This window comes from Neglectibacter sp. CSJ-5 (genome assembly GCF_032490475.1).
In the GTDB taxonomy this organism is placed as follows: Bacteria; Bacillota; Clostridia; order Oscillospirales; family Acutalibacteraceae; genus Hominenteromicrobium; species Hominenteromicrobium mulieris.
This window is the reverse complement of sequence record NZ_JAVYJC010000001.1, coordinates 125,853-148,194: the sequence shown is the minus strand read 5'-3', so window position 1 is coordinate 148,194 and position 22,342 is coordinate 125,853. Positions and strand designations below refer to the sequence as shown.

The window sequence follows — 22,342 nt, the reverse complement described above, 5'->3', positions numbered from 1 at the left end:
ATACCACCTCCTTAAAACAACGCATTTTCGGAATCGAGCTTCCTCACAACAAAGTTTGCGGTCAGCACCAGCACAAACCCCACAAGGGACTGGTACACACCCGCAGCCGACGCCATACCGATATTGTTCAGCTGCATCATGCTGCGATAGACAAAGGTGTCAATGGTGTTGGTTACGTCCATCAGCGCGCCCGAATCCATGGGCACCTGATAGAACAGGCCAAAATCCGAATAGAAAATGCGGCCTATGCTCATCAGCGTCAGTGTAATGATGGTCGGCTTCAATCCCGGAAGGGTCACATGCAGGAATTGCTGCCAGCGGTTTGCACCGTCGATTACGGCCGCCTCGTAATAGCCCTGGTCAATCCCGACCAGCACGGAAAAGTAGATGATGCTGTTGTAGCCGAACACCTTCCAGATCTGCACCAGAATCAGGATAAAGGGCCAGTATTGCGGAGAGGAATACCAGGAAATCGGCTCCTTCCCCATAGCGCGCAAAATGGAATTGTTAATGAATCCCGTATCCGTGGCCAAAAAGGCATTGACCAGATAGCTGACGATGACAATGGAAATCAAAAACGGCACTAGGATAATGGTCTGATAAACCTGCTGGGCTTTTTTGAACTTGATTTCATTGAGCAGCACCGCCACCGCAATGGAAAACACCGTGCCGATCACAATAAACGCCAGATTGTACAGCAGCGTATTTCGGGTAATCAGCAGCGCGTCCTTGGTGCGGAACAGGAATTCGAAGTTTTTCAGTCCAATATTGGGGCTGTTGTATAACCCTAATCGCGTATTGTACTGCTTAAACGCCACGACAATACCTGTCATGGGAATGTAATTGTTGATAATGATATAGACAATACCGGGAACCATCATCAAATAGAGCGGCAGATACCGGACAAAATGCTTTTTTTCTTTTGCTGGCTGCACAGCAGACGCTTTTTTCACAGCAAGTCCCCCCTATCGAAATTCGAACTGGCGGGCCGGAAAAGTGCGGGCTGACAGCCCGCGCCCGAAGCTGGAGCCATCCTGAAACGCTTTGCCGGGCGCGCTGCCCGTCCCCCGCCTTTTTCACAGTCCTGTAAAGATTATCTGTTTTCCGCCAGCCATGCGTCCAACTGGGTCTGCTTGTCCTGAATGATGGTGTCCAGACCGGCGTCCCTAAGCTCCTGATTAAGCTTGGGCAACTCGGTTTCCGGGTTCAGCGCACCAGCCTGCAGTGCCTTGACGTATTTGTTGAGCACGTTCGTGCAGGATGTCACTTCGGTGAGGACGTTTGTATTATCCCACACAAAGCCCTTGGCAATGGACGGAGGCGCAGTTTCGTTAAACTCACCCAGCTCTTTCCAGAGATTCGGGTCGTCCCCCTCGAACACATAGGCGATCTGCTCGTTGGCAGCGCCCCAGGCCAGATTGGAGTAGCCGGTGGAGCCGGCCTCCACGCCGTCGGCGTAACCGACGATGCCCTGCTCTTCGTCCACAAACTCCCAATGCTTTCCTTCAATGCCGTAGATGAAGGTGTTGGAGAAATCGGGATCCATGTACATTTCATTGATTACCTGCATGGCGCGCTCCGGTTTCTCGCAGCTGTTGGCGATGCACCAGCGCAGGCTGATGTTGTCCGTGGTACTGTACGGCTCCACCAACGGCGCGATGTAAACCTCTTTGCCGCAGTTGCGCATCCATTCCGCCTCAATGCCGGGCTTGATGTTGGTGATATTCGAGAACGCCTTTCCAGCACCCAGCAGGCTGTTGGCGGATTCCGTGCTGCTGGCCGCGTCGGGCTGTATGTATCCCTTCTGGTTGAAATCGTACATGATGTTGATCCAGTCCACAAAGGCCTCTGTCTCATACAGATTGACAACCTCCAGATCTTCCCGTTCGGTCAGCGGATCCTCGAGTATGCCAAAATTATCATTGCCCAACGGATCGTAGCACAGGGGGCGCCGGATGTCGCCGAAGTCTGCAACGAGCATGTACATCTCCGGATGCGCTGCCTGAACCTGCTCATAGATGGGCTCTGCATCTTCCAGCGTTTTTACGCTCTCCCAATCGATGCCCAGCTCATCCACAACGTCCTTCACCATCAGCAGACCATACGCACTGGCTTTTTCAATATTAGCGGGAACGCCCGTAATATTGCCGTTAATGGTCATGCACTGCCAGTCCAGGTCGCTGATTGCCGCCTTGGTTTCCGGCGCGTATTCGTCCAGGTAGTCGTTCAGGGGCAGGATCTGGTTCTGCGCCATCATGGTCTGCGCAGAAAGCCCGAAGGACGAGATGACATCCAGCTTCTCTCCGGAATTCAGCGCCAGATTCGCCTGATCCGTATAAGAGCCAAATCCCACGCGGACCATATCGATGGTGGTGTTGTACTTGGCCTTGGTCAACTCTGACAGCTTTGCCGCCACTTCATTGGTGTCCTCCGTCGTATCGTCACCGAAGTACATGATCTTTACTGTGTACTCCTCCTGTGCGCTCGCGTCTTCTGCCGAAACCGTGCTGCCGGATGTGTCCGGGGCCGCAGGGGAATTGCTGTCTCCACCGCAGGCCGCCATCATGCCGGTCAGCATGACGGTCGCCAAAATCGCCGACAGGATTTTTTTGGGTTTCATGTTGCTGCATCTCCTTTGCTTTTGTAAATTTCCCGATCCGGGTGTATGTTTATCTTAGCAAATCTCCGTTCTTCCTGAAAGAATCTTTGTGACATCTTCCTGTTGATTTTCCGACTTTTCTAAATTACCATCGGTGCTTTAATAGAAAAAGAGACGATTTCCTGTTGAAAATCTGACTTTCCGCTTCTCCTTTAAGCCAGCGCCGTCCGAATTCACCCGTAGGGCAGGAAGCGAACCGGGCGTGCCGCAATCTGGTCGGAAGACAGAAAACAATAAACCAACAGTCGATTGTCTTATCGGCCTTTATATGCTACGCTGAAAAAAAATCACAAAGAGAAACTCGCACGTCCGTCTGGTACCAATCAACTATTGATTGCTTTGGCGCTGAAAGTCGTCCAAAAAGCAGAATATACGCCTGACAAAACGAACAGCAGCGCATATATCGGAAAAATATGCGGCACATCAGCCCATCTTCTAGATTGATCTTCGTCCGAAAAGAGGTGCACCCGCAATGATGAAGTCTTTCGGTTCTATATCCTTTAAGCGGAAAACCTTGGTCGCCCTGCTGATTTTCATGGTACCGCTGCTGGTTTTTATCGGTAGCTTTGCAGTCTATACCATCCAGCAGCAGAACGACCGGCTCTGAGAAAATGCTGAAAGCGCGCTCTCCTACCATCAAAATGCCTTGGAAGCCGATGCGCGGAATATCTCCACCTACCTTTCGAATCTTCTGTCCATAGATCCTGATTTTCAGCAGCTTTGTTACCACAGATCCTATTCGGACGCACACTTTAGCTCCTACAACCTGGTGCAGAAGTTCAAGCTTCAACTGGAGGGAAACCCCTCTTTGGGCGCACTGTTCATTCTTACGCCGGAAAACAATCTCTTCCGCGGTGCCTACAATGTGGAGAATTATCCTCTGGAGACAAAGGAGGAAATTTTGGCTTTCCTGAAAGAATGCGCCGCCCTGGATGAAAACTACTCTGCAAACGGATGGGTTCTTCGGGAAATGTGCGGTCAGGCTTTTCTGTTCCGTTTCTTCGGGCGAAACGGAACGCACACCTACTGCGTCGCCATGCTAGATCTGAATCGGGCCATCGCTGCACAAACAGCAGACATCCATGCCGATTCATCAGATGCTTTTGCATTCTTTTGTGCTTCCGTCAATGAAGAGAAGTCTCTTCCCCTAAGCAACCGTTCCCAGTTCGAAGAAACGGGGATTGTTCTGCACGCACAGGAGGACGACTATTGGATCAGCGGAGACACGCAGAAGTATCTCATTGTGCAGAAGCCCATGAACGGCCTTGGCATTTCCATCGGCTACGCCACGCCATACTTCGGACTGCTCAGCGGGATGGACAGCGTACAAATTACGCTTTTGCTTTTATGCTGTGTGCTAATCGGCCTGATTCCTGTATTTTTTGTGCTGCTGCAAAAGTCTTTGTTTGATCCCATGCAGGAAATGATCCGTACCATTGAAAAACTGGGAGACGGCGAGCTGTATGTAAAAATGGACGCCCCTTTTTCCATCCGGGAATTCGAACGTGTCCGAATTGCCTTCAATCATATGGTGGAGCGGATTCGTCAGCTGAAGATTACCTCCTATGAAAAGGAACTGGAAGCAAAACATGCTAAGCTCCAATACCTTCAGCTGCAAATTCGTCCACATTTCTATTTAAATTGCCTAAAAAGCCTGTATGCGCTGGCAGAGGCCAAGCAATATCGCAGTATTCAAAATACCATCTTGGCACTTTCCGGGTATTTGCGTTTTGTTTTCAGAGACAATATGAAGCGCATTCCCCTTTCTCAGGAACTGCGCAGCATCCGGGACTATATGCAGCTTCAGATGCTCTGTAATGCCAATCCGCCCTGCTGCAAAATGGATATCGATGCCGATCTGGAGGATTTTCTGATTCCTCCCCTCTCTCTAGTCACCTTTGTGGAAAACTCCGTCCAGCACGGGACTACTCTGGAGCATGCGTTGGTCATTCGTATCCGCGTATCGTTGATCAGCGGGAAAGGCAGGGATTACGTAAGCCTGCTGATTTCCAACAATGGGCCGGCTTTTCCGGACTTTATTTTGAAAGAAGCGGCGGATCCGGAACCGCAGATCTACCGTTCCCAGCATGTAGGAATCAACAACATCCGATACCGCCTGCAGTTGCTATACGGCGAGACCGCCGCGCTTTCCTTATACAATTCTGCTGGGTTTCCCTGCGCAGAGCTGTTTTTGCCCAGAAACGATTCCAATATCAAGGAGGAGGATTCCACGTGATCGTTTTAGTGGTAGACGACCAGATCAATGTAGTCAACGGCATTGTTTCCGGTGTCGATTGGGCCAGCGCCGGCGTCTCGAAGGTGCTGCACGCTTACAACGCAACAATGGCACGGGATGTTTTGGAAAACCAACCGGTGGATATTCTCTTGAGCGATATTGAAATGCCTGTAGAGGACGGTTTGAGTCTTTTGCGCTGGATACGCAACAAAGAACTTCCGGTAGAGTGTATTTTCCTCACCGCACACGCAGATTTTATCTACGCTGCAGAAGCGTTGAAGTTGGGTAGCTTCGATTATCTTCTGCAGCCCGCCCGATATGAGGAAATCTGCGGTGCTGTTCGCAGAGCTGTGAAAAAAGTACGGCAGAATCTACAAGAGCAACAGATATATTCATACGGGAAAGCAGCATACCGAAATCGAGATCTCTTTCTGCAGGGCATTCTAAAAGATTGGCTCACCGGCGCTTCCCTTCAACTCAGAGAAATCCTAAAGTGCTTCGGAGATCTGAAAATCCCCGTGAAAGAGGAGTCGCACGTCCGCATTGCCATGGTTCATTTACTGCGCTGGCACGATGAGCCTTGGGATGCTTCTTCTCTCTATACCGCCATGGAAAATATCTCCGCCGAGCTCTTCGATCAACTCGGTCAAAGACTTTTTCTTCTGCGCTTAGAAAAGACGAGCTACTTGCTTCTTCTGTTTTCCAAGACTCTTCAGAATCCTCCGGGAGATACGATTTTAGAGGCTCAGCTGGTTCGGCTTTTCGAGACCTTTCGGTACCACCTGCACTGCGATATCGCCTGCTATGTGGGCGCATCTATCCTGTTAAAGGACGCTCCAGAACTGACACAGCGCCTGAAAAAGATGCAATTAGACAACATTTCCCGGCAAGGCGGCGTATTTTTCTATAAACAACCTGAGCCGCTTCCTCCCGATCTCACACGCACAGATAAACTGCCGTATTGGAAAAATCTCTTACTCAATGGATGTTCCAAAATGGCAGAAGATGAGGTCTGCTGTTATCTGTATCAGGCAGAGGCGTCTGGTGCCTTAAACCACGAGTTTCTCGAACAGTTTTTTGGCGACTTCATTCAGATGCTTTCAAAACTTCCTCGTGGAAACAATTTGCGGGATGTGCTGGCACAACCAGAAATCCAGACCGCTTTCTCTCACGCCTCAGAAAGCTTGGAGGACACCCTTATCTGTATGCAGGAAATTTTCCGACAGTTGCAAATTCCAAAAGAGGAAGGCAGCGAAAAAGGACAAATGGCCCGTATTGTTGAATATATTCAGGATCATCTCTGCGACGAGATTCGGCGTTCCGATATTGCCGATGCCGTTTACCTGAACCCCGATTATCTATCTCGCTTTTTTCGAAAAGAATCGGGGATGTCCCTAAAGGAGTACATCTTATCCGAAAAGATGAAAATCGCACAGGCCATCCTGTGTTCCACCAGCTTGCCTGTCGCTGTAGTCGCCGCCCGGGTAGGTTTTGAAAATTACTCCTATTTTTCTCAGGTATACAAAAAGATAATCGGCGTAGCTCCTTCTGCGGAGCGAGGAAAACATGCCGATTCAGAGTAGAGACGGTGCGCTAGTTCGACGCCTCCTGTATCGGGATTGCATTCAAATTTCATAAAACTAGTAAGCCCTAGAAGGGTATGATACAGACAACGCCTCTAAAAGGGCCTCCAATGGGTCGACCAACTACATTGCCGACTCGTGGCGGTCTCCTGAAGAGGCGTCCTTTTATGTCTTGGTATTTTGGGGTCCGTAAACAGATCTATAAACTTCTTTATGCTCATTTAATCCGCTATTTAATCTATTACTAATTGTTATTCAATGTATTTCATCTTCTTTTTATTTCGTCCTATTGTATCCACCAAAATATTCTCTTGTCTGGAAATGCCGGTCTCCATATTTGAAAACAAAAATTGTTTAAGCAGCCGAAAGGAATTGTTGTCTGTGAAGTCAACTATATAAAGAACATCCTTTGGCAAAGACAGCTGATAAAACAATTTCCATTGGAATCACAGTTACTACCGATTTGATCAGGAATTTTTATATTCGGATGGTGTCATCCCCGTTTTGTTTTTGAACACTTTCAAAAAGTAGAAATAGTCCTCAAACCCACAGGCTGTACTGGTTTCAGAAATAGTATAGCCGGACCTGAGCATACGCTTTGCCTGATTGACGCGCAAGGTTACCTGCATTTGTTTGATCGTCATACCATATACTGTTTGGAATATAGTGTTTAGACGATTGTATGTTTTCCCAAAGGTATCCTCATAATCCCGATTCTTCAAGTGCCGGTCTTTGTTGTCATTAATATATTGTAAGATTCGGTAGGCCAGTCTGCTTTCCAAATTACACCAAAGCTCTCTTTTTTGCACAGCGAAACTAATCTGGTACAGAATCGCCTGAATTTGGGATGATAAAAAATTTTTGCTTGAAAAAGGCAATGTTCGGTGCTGAATCGCGTACTCCATCAGATCAAAGCAAGGTAGCTCCAGAGGAATCTGTCCATGTAACGGAAGCAAAATATGATTGGTATCTACCTTTACAGGCGGTGGAATCTGAATACCTGTTGCCTGAAAATGAGCAAAATAGGCTGCATGATTATCATATTGAAGCCCGCAATGCTGCACGTAAGGAGGCAACAGGAAAAATTCGCCGCTATGAACGACGTAATTCTCACCGTAAACACGGAAAGAGCGTTCTCCGCTGATCATCAACACCAGTACCCACTGCGTCATCATTCTATCCGGATGCATATTATTGCCGCTAAACTTATCGACATCCTCCACGCGAATCTCCTCGTTTAACCGAAACCAGTGGAGATCGGTTTGTTTTATATCCATGGTTGAACATCTGCCTTTTCCAGTAAAATGATCTTATGATATGTCTGCCTAAAAGGAGCCAGACAATAATTCAATAAATAGTTTCGTTTATTCCATACTATTTTCATTCTCTCCATAGACTTTTTTTCGGATACACTGTATAATCATTTCAAAGAATCCTAGGAGGGATACAATATGAAAAACGGTAAATTAAGAGTGGCGCTCGTAGGAGTCTCCTTCGGCGCGGAATTTATACCCATCTATCTGAAACACCCGGACGTAGATTCTTTGGTGTTAGTGGATACGAATGAAAAACTGCTGAATGCGGTTGGCGATAAGTTTCTTCTGGAAGAACGCTTGACGGACTTTAATGCCATGTTGGAAGATAAAACCATCGACGCCGTCCATCTGGTAACACCGCCTGCTACTCATGCTCCCCTATCTATACAGGTGATGAACGCCGGAAAGCACTGTGCCTGTACCATTCCGATGGGAATGAGTATCGATGAATTGTACCAAGTCATCGATGCTCGAAAAAGAAGCGGGAAACACTATATGTTTATGGAGACCTCCGTCTATGGTCGAGAGTTTCTGTATGTGAAGGACCTTTACGAAAAAGGAGAGCTGGGCAGAATACAGTTCATGCGCTGCGCGCATTATCAAGATATGGAAGGATGGCCGGACTACTGGTTGGGCTTCCCTCCGCTGATGCATCCTACCCACGCGGTAGCGCCTTGTCTGATGTTGCTGGGCAAGCGTCCGGAAACCGTATATTGCAAGGGCTCCGGCAAAGTACGTAAAGAAGTGGAAGCTCCCTATGGTTGTCCATATGCCTTTGAGTCAGCTCTGATCTCCCTAAAAGACAGTGATGTAAGCATTGAAATGGCTCGGTTCCTCTACCACGTAGCCCGAGGTTACACTGAAAGTTTCAATATATATGGTGAACAAAAAAGTTTTGAATGGCAGCAGTTAGAATCGGAACAACCGGTACTGTTCTCCATGGCGCGTGGTGCAAATGCTGAACATGTTATGAACGATTACGGTCGAGGCGGCCTTGTGACGGAAGAACGTATCCAAATCCCCGACTATGCAGATCGTTTACCGGCGGAAATTGGGCGCTTCACCAAACAAACAGTGTATGATGACAGCAATCCCCATCTATCGTTCCTGCAAGGCGGTGGCCATGGTGGTTCTCATCCTCATCTAGTCCACGAATTTGTCCGAAGCATTCTGGAAGATCGAACCCCGGTTCCAAGCGATATTGACGGCGCCTACTGGACCGGTGTAGGAATCTGCGCTCACCAATCTGCCATGGACGGCGGCGTGGTAAAACGCGTACCTGTTTTCGAATAAAAATCTTCTTTAGAATCTATAAATTCAACCAGACAGCCGTATTCCCTTGCCTTGAAGGGAACACGGCTGTCTTTTACTGTCTGTTTTTACACACCTATTTCCCCATAGATTGGGTAGCTACGTAACGAAGCGCTCCGTCAGTGTTAAATTCATCCTTACAATAGCAAAAAGCAAAGAGCAAAACAACCGACCATTGGTTGAGTCCTCACTTAAAACCATATTCTTCTTTTGTCTATTTTCCGGCTTTACACAGAATTTCCCCAATGTCTGGGTTTATCAAAGTGAAATACCCACATATAGGGTCTCTGGTTCCATAACTAAGATTTTTCAAATTTTTTTCGCGTGATAGAGGTCTTTTTCAAGTCAATTTTCCAGCCAAAACAATCTCCGGCACAGCGGCCTTCAGCGTTTTCTGTTCCTCCTCGTAGGACAGAGTCAGGGTGGCATAGCGCTCATCGGACAGCTTTCCGCTGGCGTTGTCCTCGTAGATTTTTTGAATCAGAGCGTTGATCTCTGCAATGCGCTTCTTTCGCCTCGTCGAACTTCGCCGCTTTCGCTTTCAGCGCTTCGTAGTCTGCGTATTTGCCGCGTTCCCTCGTCAGCCGGTCCTGAATGATCGCGTTCATTTCCGCCTGCGTAAAGGTGCGCTGCTCGTTTTCCTGCGTTTCGGCCGCAGTGCCGTTCGTTTCCTGGTTTACAGTTTCTGCCATTTTGGTTCTCCTTTCCGGCTTTTCCGCAGCCGTCGCGTAATTTTAGGTATGAAAAAAGCACACCGCCGAAAAATATCGGCAGCGTGCTGATTCAACAATGTTTAATTTTATACTTTACCTGCCATGCAATACCGTAACACAGTTCGATTCATCGTATACCGTGTCTGGCACCAGCTCGTGATTTACGGTAATTACAGTGGCTCCACTTCGAGATACAGGTACGCAAATATGAATGTCTATATCTCCAGTTTGGCTGATATATCCGCCTACCATTTTCTCTGCGTTTTTTGCAATGGTCAGTCCGGCATTCTGAATTTCTCTTATTGCCTTGCTGATATACTTGTTTATCTGCTCATTCGTCATTGTAACACTCCTTAAAGGTAAAGAAAAACCACGGTGCAGCTTCGCATCGTGGCTTAATGCGCAAGTGACATTAAATACGTCCTTGCTTTTCTAATTCTTCGATTTCCTCGGGTGTAAGCTTACGAAACTTAACAGGTTCTTTCGCCAAAATTTCCTGACGCTCCTGCCAAGCACGTTCCCCATCAGTCATGTTTTTCCCATCGTTCATGGCAAAATCACCTCCAATACAATTTCCTTTTCTTTACACAATAATACTCTATACAGAGTGTCTTTGTCAAATAAAAGTTCTCGTTGTTCTTTAAATTTACTTAACGGTTCAACATACCCAGCCAAAGAACCCGACCGGGCACAAATCGTTATGCGGAAATCTTTTTTTAGCGAACCGCTTTTTACCACAGAAGTGCTATAAAACTGCCCCGGGAAGACAATATCGCCAACTTGCATTTCTTCAAACGGATTAAACTCCATTGAACGATAGCATAAGACATCATGCTCAAGTGAACTGCGCTTCAGTGCGTCAGAAATATTCTCAGCATACGCACGTAGTTTGGTATCTTCTTCCGCATCGCCACGTAACATTCGATTGACCCGTTCAAAAAAGCGATTAGGCTTCTGGTCTCCAGAGTTATATGTATATTTCTGTATTGCAATTCGTTCCTCCTCAGACAAGCCATTGATCCATGTTTGCGCTTCTTTGCGAAGAACTTTGACTACTTGATTTTCGGGAAGCGGCGTGAAGTTTGAAAGCTTTGGTAAAGTATTTCTCTCCGCATACGCCGCCCTTTTCTGGGCATTGATGCGCTCGCGGTTTTCGGCGTAGTGGATGCGCCTCAGCTCGTTCACGTCGCTGCCGGCATCGCGGTAAGCCTTGAGGTATGCGTCAGGGTCGTAGCCCTCCACGTTTACCTCCGGGTCAAACCGAATAGCGTATGTACAGTCGCAGTTCGCGTGGATATGCTCTGCGTGCCCGTTTTTTATGGCTTTCTTACTCGCCTTCTGCCACCCGCGTGACGCCAGCGTCATGCAGAACGCGCAGGTGTCGCCGTTCGGCACCCATGCAAATTCGGCGCCGTCGCGCAAAGCGTTTTTCAGCATCGTGTCGGCTCCCGGAGTACTCTATCGTCATGGAAATGTACGGCGTCAGGGAATCTCTCGGGCCGCAGCTCATGGCGGAAATTGGCGATGTGCGCCGCTTTGAAAACAAGCGATCCCTTGTTGCCTTTGCAGACATTGACCCGGCGCCGAGCGAATCGGGTAACTATTCCCTCGCAGCAACAAGGCTACGAAACGTGGCTCTCCGTATCTGCGCAAAACATGGTTCGATGTCATGAAAACACATTTGCAGCGTACTCCGGCAGACGAGCCGGTGTTCCGGTTGCTGGACAAGAAGCGCACGGAAGGCAAGCCGCACTTCGTTTACATGACGGCTGCGGGAAACAAATTTCTGCGCTGTTATTACGGCAAGGTGACGGCATACTTCTCCACTCTTGAGGTGCTTCCGCCTGTAGACATGAACTCAACAGGTCTGCACCACACGGACTAACCGACTGTAACCTGACCTCTCAGGTCGGCACTTTTGCGGCGGCCTTTTTGTGCTGCATTTTTTCTCTATCTGCTGCCTACAAATCTTTCTTCTGTCATGTCCGCTTTGGGCTTGACTTTTTATTTGCAGGCTTGTGCAGTCTCCGCATTCGCGGATAAAATATTAAAGGGACTGCCTCAATTGATTTTGGAAAATTTTTTGAGGCAGCCCCTTGTCGAAACCAGCTGCCTTGGAATTCAATCGATAATGGCTTTGACGAGCCGGGACCAGTGCTCCGGGTAGCAGACTAAAAGCTCTTCGTGCTGCATATTTTGTTCGTGCAGGACGGTTTTGGTTTTGTTTAGTAAATACCCTCGCCGCGTTTTGCACGGTGGATGACGTGGTAATACATGGGAATGAGGAAGCTATCGGCTAAGATCCATGCGATCGGACCGGAGAAGCAGGCGGCGTTGAAGCCGAACAGCGGCACAAGGAACAGACCCACGCCGCCGCGGGCGATCATCTCAAACACACCGGCAAAGAGCGCGAGGCGGCTGTACCCCATGCCCTGAATGGTAAGACGCAGCACATTGACGAATGTCAGCGGGATCATAAAAAGGCCACTGCACACAAGATACCAATAGGCAGAATTGATAATGGCAGTCTCACCGGCATCGACAAACAGAAGAAGCATCCATTTGCCGAGGAACACGATGATGAGCAGTGCCAGAACGGAATAGATGATGCCGACGATGTTGCAGGCTTTGACGCCCTGCCCAATACGGTCAATTTTACGCGCACCGATGTTCTGCCCACTGTATGTAGACATGGTGACGCCCATGGCATCATAAGCGCAGGCGAAGAACATATAGAGCCTGCTGCCCGCTGTGATGCTGGCGACGACCGTAGAGCCGAGGGAGTTAACGGATGCCTGTAAAATAACGCTGCCAATAGCCGTGATGGATGTCTGCAATGCCATGGGCAGACCCATGCTTAAAAGGCGCTTGATGCACGGCACGTTGATTTTGAAATCCTCGCGGGTCATTTTGAGGACTTCATAATGCTTGCTCACATAGAGGAGACATACAACGCCGCCGATAAGTTGTGAAGCGACCGTTGCGACCGCCGCGCCTGCGACGCCCATGGGGATGAAAACAACGAGGACGATATCGAGCACAATATTGATGATGGACGCGATGACGAGGATGACAACCGGCGTGCGGCTGTCGCCGATAGCGCGCTGGATGCCGGCAAGCATATTATAGAGGAACGTTGCGGGGATGCCGGCAAAAATGATAACAAGGTACGCGTAAGCGTCGTTGATGATATCCGCCGGCGTGCCCATGAGCTCTAAGATATTGCGGCAGAAAATGACCGTGAGCACCGTTAAGACGATGCCGAAGCCGACGCACAGCCATACGGCGTTGCCGATGAAGCGGCGAAGCTCTTTATAATCCCTGCTGCCGAAGCGCTGCGCCACCGGGATGGCAAAGCCGCTGCAAAGACCAAGGCAGAAGCCGATGATGAGGAACGTGATGGATCCGGTGGAGCCAACGGCTGCAAGCGGCCCCGTGCCAAGCACGCGCCCGACGATCATGGTATCGACCATGGAATAGAACTGCTGGAACAGATTGCCGAAAAGCAGCGGGATGGAGAACCCGAGGATGAGCTTCATGGGCGAACCGCTCGTCATTTCTTTTGTCATACTGAAAATTTCACACCTTTACGGGAAAAATAACATTCAAAGATTTCTCATACAGTTTACCACCGCAAGCGGGGTTTGTATATCCCGTAAAAACAGAAAAAAGGACAGCATGCGCCATCCTTTTTTTATGAAAAATTATAAAGGCTGTTTTATCAAAGAAATTACATCTTTGCAATCTTGTCTGCCCACTCGAGAACCTTCTTGGTGTCTGCGTCGGTCGGCATGCCCTTCTTGAAGAGGCCGCCCTTGACAGCAATGCCCAGAGGCTCACCGTAGGTCTCGACGCCGTTCTTCTTCATCGTATCGATGATGGAAGAAAGACCGTCCGTGTTACCGTTGCTGTTCAGAACATAGAATGCGACACCCTTTGCTCTGGTGGGGTTGAGATCCTTGCAGAAGTGATCGACTGCGCCCGGGAGCTTGCCGTTCATTTCAACGCCGATAAAAACGACCTTCTCGCCCTCGCACGGGTATGCCGGGGGAATCTGGTCACATACGCACTGCATAACTCTGCCGATTTCGGATGCGATCGGCTGTACATTGCCGCTCTTGGAAAAGTGAAGGGACTTTGCTTTCATTTTGACTGCCTCCTGTAAGTTCGCGGGCCGCACCGGCCCGTTATCCATATTAAGTGATTATTTCTATTATAACACGGATTCAAAAAAAATCATAAACAGAATGTGAATTTTTGTAAGAAACTTGTAAGAGAACGTGCGGGTTACACAAAGAAAAAGATCCATTTATGGACGGAATGTTAAAAGGCAGACGAATTCGTCAAAACGTCTATTTTATTATCGATATGAAAGCACTTTTTCGAGAAAACTCCCGTAAAATCTCTTGTAAAATTCCGCAAATAATATTATAATGGAGGCGTATTATGTTATGACCTACGGTGCAAAAAGCGGGTCTTTCCCCTTTTGCCGCCGCTCTTTGAAAATAATGAAGCAGGAGGTGATTTTTTGGCAAAAGAAGCTCTGGACGCCGTAAAGGATGCGGAGCAGAAGGCCGCCGGCATTCTGGACACGGCCGCTGCACGCTGCGCCGCCATTCGGCAGGACGCCGCACAAAAGGCGGACAAGCTGAAGACGGAGCGCATGCAGAAAGCAAAAGCGGACCTTGCAGCCGCAAAACAAAGCGCAGAGACGGCCGCTGCGGCCGAACAACGCACAGCGCAGCAGGAAACTGCCGCACTGGCGGAGGATATCCGCAAAAAAGCGCAGCAAAACAGCGCGAACGTAATCCGCGCTATCCGCGAGGCCATCACCGGCTGACGCGGCGCCAACACGAAAGGAGGGGATCCCCCTATGGCGGTAATGCCTATGAAGCGCATCAGCATTTATGCGCTCAAGAACCGTCGTAAACAGATCCTGGAACTGATCCAGCGGCGCGGCGTCGTGGAAATCGATGACCGCAAAGCGGATGAAACGGTTTTTGCCAAGATGGATACCGTCCCGGCAAAATCAAGATTTGAAAACAATGCAGCCGCGCTGCAATCGGCGTTAGACGCGCTCGATAAACTGGAGCCGCCCGAAAAAAGCCTCTTCGCGTCTCTGAACGGACGCGACGCGATACCGCTTTCCAAATATCAGGAAACGGCTGACGGTGCGGGCGAGCTTTTAAAAATTGCCTCGCGCATCAACACGCTGTGGAAAAAGTGTGCGGACAACCGCGCGGAAATTCTCCGCTTGCAGACACAAATCCGTGCGCTGGAGCCGTGGATGAAGCTGGATATTTCCATGCGCACCATCAGCACGCCGACAACCTCCGTGTTCACGGGGTCGTTCCCGGTAGAATACACGGAAGAAACGCTGCGGGCGAAAATCGCCGAAGGCGCGCCGGACGTGGACGGTGTGGTCGTGGAGATTTTGAGCGCTTCCCCGCAGCAGACATGCGCGTTTTTGATGTGCCACATCTCACAGGGGTTAAAGCTTGAAACCTACCTGCGCTCCATCGGGTTTACGTATCCGGCGGAGCCGAGCAAGGTGCCGCCCGCAGAGCGCGTGGACATTCTGAACGGACGCATTGCGGCGCTGCAAAAAGAGATCGATAAAAACGAAGCGGAAATTCGCACACATAAAAACCGACGCGAAGACCTGCTTTACACCATCGATTACTTTACGATGCGCACCGAGAAATACGATGTTTTGGGCCGCTTATGGCAGAGCCCGCACGTGTTTCTCATTACGGGATACATTCCGGCAGAGAACGCCGAGGCGCTTAAGACGGAGCTCACAACCACGCAGGAAGCCTACGTGGAGCTGTGCGACCCGAGTGACGCGGACGATGTGCCCGTAAAGCTCAAAAACAACAAGTTCGCTGCCCCGGTCGAGGGCGTGCTGGAAAGCTACAGCATGCCGGGCAAGCATGAAATCGACCCAAGCGGCATCATGGCGGTCTTCTATTACTTTCTATTCGGCATGATGCTTTCCGATGCGGGCTACGGACTTGTGATGGTCCTTGGCTGCGGCATCATCTTACACAAGTTCAAAAACATGGAAGAAGGTCTGCGCAAGACGCTGACAATGTTCCTCTATTGCGGTATTTCCACGATATTCTGGGGCATTTTATTCGGCAGCTTCTTCGGTGACGCAATCACCGTTATCGCAAAAACATTCTTCAACACCGATATCGTGATACCACCCTTGTGGTTCACGCCGGTCGATGAACCGATGCGGCTGTTGCTGTTCTCGTTCCTCGTCGGCATCATCCACCTGTTCGCCGGCCTCGGCGCACAGTTCTACCAGCTTGCAAAACAGGGCAAGTGGCTGGACGCGATCTATGACGTTGTGTTCTGGTATCTGCTCGTCGGCGGCGCGATTATTTATCTGCTTTCCATGCAGATGTTCGCCGACATGGTGGCGCTTTCCTTTACGCTGCCGGCATCGGTGGGCACCGCGGGCATTATTGCGGCAGGCATCGGCGCGGTAGGCATTGTGCTCACTTCGGGCCGCAGCTCCAAGAGCATCGGCAAGCGCTTCTTAAAAGGTCTTTACGGGCTGTACGGTGTTTCGAGCTATTTAAGCGATATTCTCTCTTACTCGAGACTTTTGGCTCTCGGCCTTGCAACCGGCGTTATCGCTTCGGTCTTCAATCAGATGGGCGCCATGCCCGGCAACAACCCGCTCGGCGTGATTATCTTTATTTTCGCCTTTGTAGTGGGACACACGCTGAATATCGGCATCAATGTGCTCGGCGCGTATGTGCACACGAACCGCTTACAGTTTGTTGAGTTCTTCGGCAAATTCTTTGAGGGCGGCGGACGCAAATTCGCACCGTTCACCACCAAAACCAAATATTTCAAAATTACGGAGGAAAAATAACATGGATAAGTTCGATATCAACTCTCTCGGCATCGTTCTCGCGCTTGTCGGCGCAGTTCTGGCAGCACTTCTCGGCGGCATCGGTTCCGCCATCGGCGTAGGCATGACCGGTCAGGCAGCCGCAGGCGTCGTTTCCGAAAATCCCCCGCTGTTCGGTAAAGTCCTTATTCTTCAGCTTCTGCCGGGTACGCAGGGCATCTACGGCCTGCTCATCGCCTTCCTCACGCTGACGAACATCGGTGTTCTGGGCGGCAGCGCAGACATCTCCTTTGCAAAGGGCCTTCTCTATCTTGCAGCCTGCATGCCGATGGCCGTGATCGGTCTCATCTCCGCAAAGCAGCAGGCAAAGGCAGCCGTTTCTTCCATCGCACTCGTTGCAAAGCGCCCGGATCAGTTCGGTAAAGCCATGATCTTCCCGGCCATGGTTGAGACCTACGCGGTTCTGGCTCTGCTCGTTTCCCTGCTGGCTGTTGCAAACATCGGCGGCATCGCCATCTGATGATCCACTCCCAAAAATCCAAAAAAGAAAGGAAGAGGATCGATCCATGGCAACAGGGCTGGACAGAATTATAGAACAGATCCTTGCGGATGCCGAAGCGAAAGCGGCGGAACAGGTTGCCGCTGCGGAAGAAGAAGCAAAAAAGACGCTTGCGGACGCTGCCGCCGAGGCAGAGCAGAAAGCAAATGTCCTGCTTGCGGACAGTGAAAAAGTCGGCGCGGACATTAAAGCCCGTGCGGCTTCGACCGCGGAATTCACACGCCGCCGCACCGTGCTTGCCGCAAAGCAGAACGCCATTCGCGATGTAATCGCGGCGGCACAGAAAGAGTTGCACGATCTGCCGGATGACGAATACTTCAGCGTGCTTTTAAAGCTTGCGCAGAAAAACGCGCTGCCGGGCGATGCTGAAATGCAGTTAAACGAAAAAGACCTTGCGCGCATGCCGCAGGATTTTTCGGCGCAGCTGAAAATGGCTGTGCCCGGGACGAACATCACCGTATCGAACACGCCGTGCAATATCCCGGACGGTTTCCTGCTCGTTTACGGCGGCATCGACGTGAACTGCACGTTCGCTTCGCTGTTTGAGGCCGCCGGAGACACATTGCAGGACCTTGCGGGCGGCATGCTCTTTCGCTGAGCCGCCGGCAGAAAAGGTGGTTTAACGAATGGAACAGGAATACATCTATGCTGTGGCGCGCATTAAAGCGCGGGAGCTTTCGCTTTTGACGCAGCAGGATCTGGACAGGCTGATGGCGTGCAAAACGCCGACAGAGTGCTTCCGTGCACTGGCCGATAAGGGCTGGGGCGCTGGCGGCGAAACCTCTGCCGAGGCGATTTTTGCCGCCGAGGAGGAGAAAACGTGGGCGCTCATGCACGAGCTGCTGCCCGACCTCACGCCGTTCAGCGTACTGCTGTATCCCATAGACTTCAACAATATGAAAGCGGCGGTGAAGTGCACCGTCACAAACGCGGAGCCGCACAACGTGTTTATGTCCGGCGGCACCGTGGAGCCGGAAAAAATGCAGCAAGCGGTCAGAGAAAATGACTTCTCCCTTTTGCCGGACTTTATGGCGGAGGCCGCAAAAAAGGCGACGGACGCGCTGCTTACCACGCGCGACGGTCAGCGGTGCGACATCATTTTAGACCGCGCATGCCTCACGGCGATCCACAAGACCGGTAAAGAGAGCAAAAACGCGCTGATTACGGCGTTTTCCGAGTTTAAGGTGGCGGCGGCGGACATTAAAATCGCGGCACGCGCTTTGCACACCGGCAAAAGCCGTGCGTTTTTGGAAGAAAGCCTCGCCCCGTGCGACACGCTGGATCTGGAAGAGCTCATTGACGCGGCGTCGAAAGACACAGATACGTTTTACGCATACCTTTCCCGCACAGACTATGCTGACGGCGTAAAGACGCTGAAGGACGGCTTCTCCGCGTTTGAAAAATGGTGCGACGACCGCCAGACGGCGCTTGTAAAAGAAATCAGCCGCCAGGATTACTTTACGGTGGCGCCGCTGCTTGGGTATGTTACGGCGCGCCAAAACGAGATTTCTACCGTGCGCATTATTATTTCCGGCAAGCAGAACAACCTGCCGGATGAGCGCATCCGTGCACGTTTGAGAGACCTGTAAAGAAAGAGGGAAACGAAATGTACAGAGCAGCAGTCATCGGAGACCGCGACAGCATTTACGGCTTTGCCGCGCTCGGTCTGGAGGTCTTTCCCGTGACGGATTCGGAGATGGGCTCCAAAACGCTGCGCCGCTTAGCGGAGGGCGAATACGCCGTGATCTACATTACGGAAGCGCTTGCCGCCGAGCTGGAGCACGAGCTGGACCACTTCCGCCTGCAGCCGCTGCCCGCCATCATCCCGATTCCCGGCGTTACGGGCAACACGGGCATGGGCATTAAAATGGTTAAAAAATCCGTGGAGCAGGCAGTCGGCTCCGATATTATCTTTAACGACAACGATTAACGAAACGGGTGACTAAGCACATGAGCCAAGGCACAATCAAAAAAGTAGCCGGTCCGCTCGTAGTTGCAGGCGGTATGCGCGACGCGAACATGTTCGACGTTGTGCGCGTCAGCGACCAGCGACTGATCGGCGAGATCATAGAAATTCACGGAGACGAGGCCTCCATTCAGGTTTACGAGGAGACCTCCGGTCTCGGGCCGGGTGCGCCTGTGGAATCCACCGGCGAGCCGATGAGCGTTGAACTCGGGCCGGGCCTCATCAGCTCCATTTACGACGGTATTCAGCGCCCGCTGACCGCCATTATGGAAATGACGGGCAACAACTTAAAGCGCGGCGTGGAGGTTCCCTCCTTAAAGCGCGATGTAAAATGGAGCTTCACGCCCCTTAAACAGGTGGGCGACGAAGTAGAAGGCGGCGACATTCTCGGCACCGTACAGGAGACCGAGATCGTGCTGCACAAGATTATGGTACCGGCAGGCGTGCGCGGCACAATCCGCTCCATTTCCGCCGGTGAATACACCGTAACGGACACCGTGGCGGTCATTGACACGCCGAACGGCAGCGGTGTGAACGTATCGCTGATGCAGAAGTGGCCTGTCCGCCGCGGCAGACCGTACCAGAAAAAGCTTTCGCCGGATATGCCGCTCATCACCGGCCAGCGCGTTATCGATACGCTGTTCCCGATTGCAAAGGGCGGCGTAGCGGCCGTACCGGGTCCGTTCGGCAGCGGCAAGACCGTTGTGCAGCATCAGCTTGCAAAGTGGGCGGAAGCCGACATCGTTGTGTACATCGGCTGCGGCGAACGCGGCAACGAGATGACCGACGTTTTAAACGAGTTCCCGGAGCTCGTTGACCCGAAAACCGGGTATTCGCTGATGAAGCGCACCGTGCTCATCGCAAACACGTCTGATATGCCGGTTGCGGCGCGTGAGGCGTCCATTTACACCGGCATCACCATTGCGGAGTATTTCCGTGACATGGGCTATTCCGTAGCCCTCATGGCAGACTCCACCTCCCGCTGGGCGGAGGCGCTGCGTGAAATGTCCGGCCGTCTGGAAGAGATGCCGGGCGAAGAAGGCTACCCGGCATACCTCGGCAGCCGTCTGGCACAGTTCTACGAGCGTGCCGGCCGCGTCATTACGCTCGGCAGCGACAACCGCGAGGGTGCGCTTTCCGTTATCGGCGCCGTTTCCCCTCCGGGCGGCGATATTTCGGAGCCGGTCTCACAGGCAACGCTGCGTATCGTCAAGGTCTTCTGGGGTCTTGATGCAAACCTTGCATATAAGCGCCACTTCCCCGCCGTGAACTGGCTGACCTCCTACTCCCTTTATGTGGACACGATGGCGAACTGGTTCAACACGAACGTGGCGGAGGACTGGATGGATCTGCGTGCGCGTTTGATGCGCATTTTGCAGGACGAAGCAGAGCTTGAAGAAATTGTAAAGCTTGTCGGTATGGACGCGCTTTCCGCGCCTGACCGCTTGAAGCTGGAGGCTGCACGCTCCATTCGTGAAGACTTCCTGCACCAGAACGCATTCCATGAGACGGACACGTACACAAGCCTTGAAAAGCAGCACGACATGATGCTGCTGGTCGTTCATTTCTACGACCAGTGCGTTGCGGCGCTCGACAAGGGCGCGAAGGTGGACGACCTCATCGCGCTGCCTGTTCGCGAAAAAATAGGCCGCTTTAAATACACGGCGAACGACCGGGTCTCCGCGGAATACGATGCGATCTGCGCAGAGCTCTCTCAGCAGATTGACAAAGCCATTGAAAACAAGGAGGACTTCTGATGCCAAAGGAATACAGAACCATACAGGAGGTCGCAGGTCCTCTGATGCTCGTAAAGGGCGTTGAAAACGTAACGTATGACGAGCTGGCGGAAATTGAACTTGCAAACGGTGAAAAGCGCCGCTGCAAGGTGCTGGAAATTAACGAGGGCAACGCGCTGGTGCAGCTTTTTGAAAGCTCCACCGGCATCAACCTTTCGAACAGCCGCGTGCGCTTCCTCGGCAGAACGATGGAATTAGGCGTAAGCGAAGACATGCTGGGTCGTATTTTCGACGGCCTCGGCCGCCCCATTGACGACGGCCCGGAGATTTTGCCCGACCGCCGCGACGACATCAACGGTCTGCCGATGAACCCGGCGGCCCGCAACTACCCGCAGGAATTCATCCAGACCGGTGTTTCGGCCATCGACGGTCTGAACACGCTGGTGCGCGGCCAGAAGCTGCCGATTTTCTCCGCTTCCGGTCTGCCCCATGCCCAGCTTGCCGCACAGATTGCACGTCAGGCTAAGGTGCGCGGCACGAACGACCCGTTCGTCGTTGTGTTTGCGGCTATGGGTATCACGTTCGAGGAATCAAACTTCTTCATCGAAAGCTTCCGCGAGACGGGCGCCATCGACCGCACGGTCATGTTTGTAAACCTTGCAAACGACCCGGCCATTGAGCGTATCGCAACACCCCGCATGGCGCTGACTGCTGCGGAATACCTCGCTTTTGAAAAGAACTACCATGTTCTCGTCATCATGACGGATATTACGAACTACGCGGATGCGCTGCGTGAGGTCTCCGCCGCACGTAAGGAAGTGCCGGGCCGTCGTGGCTACCCGGGCTATATGTACACGGACTTAGCGTCCCTGTACGAGCGCGCAGGCCGCCAAAACGGCAAGACGGGTTCCATCACACTGATCCCGATTTTAACCATGCCGGAAGACGACAAGACCCACCCCATCCCGGACCTTACGGGCTACATCACCGAGGGTCAGATTATCTTAAGCCGTGAGCTGTACCGCAAGAATATTGCGCCGCCGATCGACGTTCTGCCGTCGCTGTCCCGTTTGAAGGATAAGGGCATCGGCGAGGGCAAGACTCGTGCCGACCACGCGAGCACCATGAACCAGCTGTTTGCCGCCTACGCACGCGGTAAAGAAGCAAAAGAGCTCATGGTCATCCTCGGCGAAGCCGCGCTGACGGACATCGATAAGCTGTACGCGAAGTTTGCGGACGCCTTTGAAAACGAGTATGTTTCGCAGGGCTACAACACGAACCGCGACATTGAAGACACGCTGGAGCTCGGTTGGAAGCTGCTTTCCATCCTGCCCAGAAGCGAACTGAAGCGAATCGACGACAAGTACCTCGATCAGTATTACGGAAAGGTGTGAT

Annotated in this window: 23 protein-coding genes; 13 read left to right on the top strand and 10 right to left on the bottom strand. The window is 51.5% G+C overall.

What is annotated here, in order from left to right; genetic code table 11:
* Positions 1 to 11: 11 nt before the first annotated feature.
* The 3 genes from R2K26_RS00685 to R2K26_RS00675 all read right to left on the bottom strand — a co-directional run bounded on the left by R2K26_RS00685 (position 12) and on the right by R2K26_RS00675 (position 3,449).
* The gene (locus R2K26_RS00685; RefSeq protein WP_396897204.1) at positions 12 to 953 is read right to left on the bottom strand and encodes an ABC transporter permease; all 942 of its coding nucleotides are present in this window, start codon (positions 951 to 953) and stop codon (positions 12 to 14) included.
* A gap of 140 nt (positions 954 to 1,093) precedes the next feature.
* Positions 1,094 to 2,620: an ABC transporter substrate-binding protein gene (locus R2K26_RS00680; RefSeq protein WP_316518124.1), complete on the bottom strand. Its 1,527-nt coding sequence runs from the start codon at positions 2,618 to 2,620 to the stop codon at positions 1,094 to 1,096.
* 310 nt (positions 2,621 to 2,930) lie between these two features.
* A complete protein-coding gene (locus R2K26_RS00675; protein WP_316518123.1) occupies positions 2,931 to 3,449 on the bottom strand; it encodes a hypothetical protein in 519 nt (172 codons plus the stop codon).
* Between the two features lie 18 nt (positions 3,450 to 3,467).
* Here R2K26_RS00675 and R2K26_RS00670 point away from each other — a divergent pair, with 18 nt between their 5' ends.
* Together R2K26_RS00670 and R2K26_RS00665 are read left to right on the top strand one after the other, a co-directional pair.
* On the top strand, positions 3,468 to 4,895 hold the full coding sequence (locus R2K26_RS00670) for a histidine kinase (RefSeq protein WP_316518121.1): 1,428 nt from the start codon (positions 3,468 to 3,470) through the stop codon (positions 4,893 to 4,895).
* Entirely contained in the window at positions 4,892 to 6,478 is a 1,587-nt protein-coding gene (locus R2K26_RS00665) for a response regulator (protein ID WP_316518119.1), read from the top strand. The genes R2K26_RS00670 and R2K26_RS00665 overlap by 4 nt, the downstream gene beginning before the upstream one ends.
* Before the next feature lie 467 nt (positions 6,479 to 6,945).
* Here the strand turns inward: R2K26_RS00665 and R2K26_RS00660 are convergent, their stop codons facing one another.
* Complete coding sequence (locus R2K26_RS00660) at positions 6,946 to 7,755, bottom strand: AraC family transcriptional regulator (protein ID WP_316518117.1); 810 nt, start codon at positions 7,753 to 7,755, stop codon at positions 6,946 to 6,948.
* A 174-nt stretch (positions 7,756 to 7,929) separates the two neighbouring features.
* On the opposite strand from R2K26_RS00660, the gene R2K26_RS00655 reads away from it, so the two are divergent.
* On the top strand, positions 7,930 to 9,087 hold the full coding sequence (locus tag R2K26_RS00655) for a Gfo/Idh/MocA family oxidoreductase (protein ID WP_316518115.1): 1,158 nt from the start codon (positions 7,930 to 7,932) through the stop codon (positions 9,085 to 9,087).
* A gap of 452 nt (positions 9,088 to 9,539) precedes the next feature.
* On the opposite strand, the gene R2K26_RS00650 is transcribed toward R2K26_RS00655, so the two are convergent.
* The 4 genes from R2K26_RS00650 to R2K26_RS00635 form a co-directional block, all read right to left on the bottom strand.
* Positions 9,540 to 9,797, bottom strand: coding sequence for a hypothetical protein (locus R2K26_RS00650; RefSeq protein ID WP_316518113.1), 258 nt, complete (start codon positions 9,795 to 9,797; stop codon positions 9,540 to 9,542).
* 114 nt (positions 9,798 to 9,911) lie between these two features.
* Positions 9,912 to 10,160, bottom strand: coding sequence for a hypothetical protein (locus R2K26_RS00645; RefSeq protein WP_316518111.1), 249 nt, complete (start codon positions 10,158 to 10,160; stop codon positions 9,912 to 9,914).
* Positions 10,161 to 10,230: 70 nt separating this feature from the next.
* Positions 10,231 to 10,368 carry a hypothetical protein gene (locus R2K26_RS00640; RefSeq protein ID WP_316518108.1) on the bottom strand — a complete coding sequence of 46 codons (138 nt, stop codon included), beginning with the start codon at positions 10,366 to 10,368 and terminating at the stop codon, positions 10,231 to 10,233.
* Complete coding sequence (locus tag R2K26_RS00635; RefSeq protein WP_316518106.1) at positions 10,365 to 11,255, bottom strand: ADP-ribosyltransferase; 891 nt, start codon at positions 11,253 to 11,255, stop codon at positions 10,365 to 10,367. The genes R2K26_RS00640 and R2K26_RS00635 overlap by 4 nt, the downstream gene beginning before the upstream one ends.
* A gap of 29 nt (positions 11,256 to 11,284) precedes the next feature.
* Between R2K26_RS00635 and R2K26_RS00630 the strand changes: the two genes are divergently transcribed.
* Both R2K26_RS00630 and R2K26_RS00625 read left to right on the top strand, forming a co-directional pair.
* A complete protein-coding gene (locus R2K26_RS00630) occupies positions 11,285 to 11,491 on the top strand; it encodes a transposase (RefSeq protein WP_316518103.1) in 207 nt (68 codons plus the stop codon).
* Positions 11,488 to 11,703, top strand: coding sequence for a hypothetical protein (locus R2K26_RS00625; RefSeq protein WP_316518101.1), 216 nt, complete (start codon positions 11,488 to 11,490; stop codon positions 11,701 to 11,703). Before R2K26_RS00630 ends, R2K26_RS00625 begins: the two co-directional genes overlap by 4 nt.
* Positions 11,704 to 12,043: 340 nt before the next feature.
* Here R2K26_RS00625 and R2K26_RS00620 read toward each other — a convergent pair whose 3' ends face one another.
* Positions 12,044 to 13,387 (bottom strand): MATE family efflux transporter, encoded by a 1,344-nt coding sequence (locus R2K26_RS00620; protein ID WP_316518099.1) that lies wholly within the window; start codon positions 13,385 to 13,387, stop codon positions 12,044 to 12,046.
* A 161-nt stretch (positions 13,388 to 13,548) separates the two neighbouring features.
* Complete coding sequence (locus R2K26_RS00615) at positions 13,549 to 13,965, bottom strand: hypothetical protein (protein WP_176821146.1); 417 nt, start codon at positions 13,963 to 13,965, stop codon at positions 13,549 to 13,551.
* A gap of 381 nt (positions 13,966 to 14,346) precedes the next feature.
* Between R2K26_RS00615 and R2K26_RS00610 the strand changes: the two genes are divergently transcribed.
* From R2K26_RS00610 to R2K26_RS00575, 8 genes are read left to right on the top strand one after another with little or no spacing between them, the layout of a single operon-like run.
* Positions 14,347 to 14,658 carry a hypothetical protein gene (locus tag R2K26_RS00610; protein ID WP_316518096.1) on the top strand — a complete coding sequence of 104 codons (312 nt, stop codon included), beginning with the start codon at positions 14,347 to 14,349 and terminating at the stop codon, positions 14,656 to 14,658.
* Positions 14,659 to 14,691: 33 nt separating this feature from the next.
* A complete protein-coding gene (locus R2K26_RS00605) occupies positions 14,692 to 16,707 on the top strand; it encodes a V-type ATP synthase subunit I (protein WP_308449866.1) in 2,016 nt (671 codons plus the stop codon).
* 1 nt (position 16,708) lies between these two features.
* Complete coding sequence (locus tag R2K26_RS00600; protein ID WP_176821143.1) at positions 16,709 to 17,206, top strand: V-type ATP synthase subunit K; 498 nt, start codon at positions 16,709 to 16,711, stop codon at positions 17,204 to 17,206.
* A gap of 46 nt (positions 17,207 to 17,252) precedes the next feature.
* Complete coding sequence (locus R2K26_RS00595) at positions 17,253 to 17,843, top strand: V-type ATP synthase subunit E family protein (RefSeq protein WP_176821142.1); 591 nt, start codon at positions 17,253 to 17,255, stop codon at positions 17,841 to 17,843.
* A 28-nt stretch (positions 17,844 to 17,871) separates the two neighbouring features.
* Complete coding sequence (locus R2K26_RS00590; RefSeq protein ID WP_316518092.1) at positions 17,872 to 18,834, top strand: V-type ATPase subunit; 963 nt, start codon at positions 17,872 to 17,874, stop codon at positions 18,832 to 18,834.
* A gap of 17 nt (positions 18,835 to 18,851) precedes the next feature.
* Positions 18,852 to 19,175: a V-type ATP synthase subunit F gene (locus R2K26_RS00585; RefSeq protein ID WP_176821140.1), complete on the top strand. Its 324-nt coding sequence runs from the start codon at positions 18,852 to 18,854 to the stop codon at positions 19,173 to 19,175.
* 20 nt (positions 19,176 to 19,195) lie between these two features.
* Entirely contained in the window at positions 19,196 to 20,968 is a 1,773-nt protein-coding gene (locus R2K26_RS00580; RefSeq protein WP_316518090.1) for a V-type ATP synthase subunit A, read from the top strand.
* On the top strand, positions 20,968 to 22,341 hold the full coding sequence (locus R2K26_RS00575; RefSeq protein ID WP_308449868.1) for a V-type ATP synthase subunit B: 1,374 nt from the start codon (positions 20,968 to 20,970) through the stop codon (positions 22,339 to 22,341). Before R2K26_RS00580 ends, R2K26_RS00575 begins: the two co-directional genes overlap by 1 nt.
* Position 22,342 lies beyond the last annotated feature (1 nt).

What these genes read in the sequence shown, in the direction of transcription:
- R2K26_RS00680 (WP_316518124.1), bottom strand. Translation starts at nt 2,620, where the DNA reads ATGAAACCCAAAAAAATCCTGTCGGCGATTTTGGCGACCGTCATGCTG.
- R2K26_RS00660 (WP_316518117.1), bottom strand. Translation starts at nt 7,755, where the DNA reads ATGGATATAAAACAAACCGATCTCCACTGGTTTCGGTTAAACGAGGAG.
- R2K26_RS00655 (WP_316518115.1), top strand. Translation starts at nt 7,930, where the DNA reads ATGAAAAACGGTAAATTAAGAGTGGCGCTCGTAGGAGTCTCCTTCGGC.
- R2K26_RS00650 (WP_316518113.1), bottom strand. Translation starts at nt 9,797, where the DNA reads ATGGCAGAAACTGTAAACCAGGAAACGAACGGCACTGCGGCCGAAACG.
- R2K26_RS00645 (WP_316518111.1), bottom strand. Translation starts at nt 10,160, where the DNA reads ATGACGAATGAGCAGATAAACAAGTATATCAGCAAGGCAATAAGAGAA.
- R2K26_RS00640 (WP_316518108.1), bottom strand. Translation starts at nt 10,368, where the DNA reads ATGAACGATGGGAAAAACATGACTGATGGGGAACGTGCTTGGCAGGAG.
- R2K26_RS00635 (WP_316518106.1), bottom strand. Translation starts at nt 11,255, where the DNA reads ATGCTGAAAAACGCTTTGCGCGACGGCGCCGAATTTGCATGGGTGCCG.
- R2K26_RS00630 (WP_316518103.1), top strand. Translation starts at nt 11,285, where the DNA reads ATGGAAATGTACGGCGTCAGGGAATCTCTCGGGCCGCAGCTCATGGCG.
- R2K26_RS00625 (WP_316518101.1), top strand. Translation starts at nt 11,488, where the DNA reads ATGAAAACACATTTGCAGCGTACTCCGGCAGACGAGCCGGTGTTCCGG.
- R2K26_RS00620 (WP_316518099.1), bottom strand. Translation starts at nt 13,387, where the DNA reads ATGACAAAAGAAATGACGAGCGGTTCGCCCATGAAGCTCATCCTCGGG.
- R2K26_RS00615 (WP_176821146.1), bottom strand. Translation starts at nt 13,965, where the DNA reads ATGAAAGCAAAGTCCCTTCACTTTTCCAAGAGCGGCAATGTACAGCCG.
- R2K26_RS00605 (WP_308449866.1), top strand. Translation starts at nt 14,692, where the DNA reads ATGGCGGTAATGCCTATGAAGCGCATCAGCATTTATGCGCTCAAGAAC.
- R2K26_RS00600 (WP_176821143.1), top strand. Translation starts at nt 16,709, where the DNA reads ATGGATAAGTTCGATATCAACTCTCTCGGCATCGTTCTCGCGCTTGTC.
- R2K26_RS00595 (WP_176821142.1), top strand. Translation starts at nt 17,253, where the DNA reads ATGGCAACAGGGCTGGACAGAATTATAGAACAGATCCTTGCGGATGCC.
- R2K26_RS00590 (WP_316518092.1), top strand. Translation starts at nt 17,872, where the DNA reads ATGGAACAGGAATACATCTATGCTGTGGCGCGCATTAAAGCGCGGGAG.
- R2K26_RS00585 (WP_176821140.1), top strand. Translation starts at nt 18,852, where the DNA reads ATGTACAGAGCAGCAGTCATCGGAGACCGCGACAGCATTTACGGCTTT.
- R2K26_RS00580 (WP_316518090.1), top strand. Translation starts at nt 19,196, where the DNA reads ATGAGCCAAGGCACAATCAAAAAAGTAGCCGGTCCGCTCGTAGTTGCA.
- R2K26_RS00575 (WP_308449868.1), top strand. Translation starts at nt 20,968, where the DNA reads ATGCCAAAGGAATACAGAACCATACAGGAGGTCGCAGGTCCTCTGATG.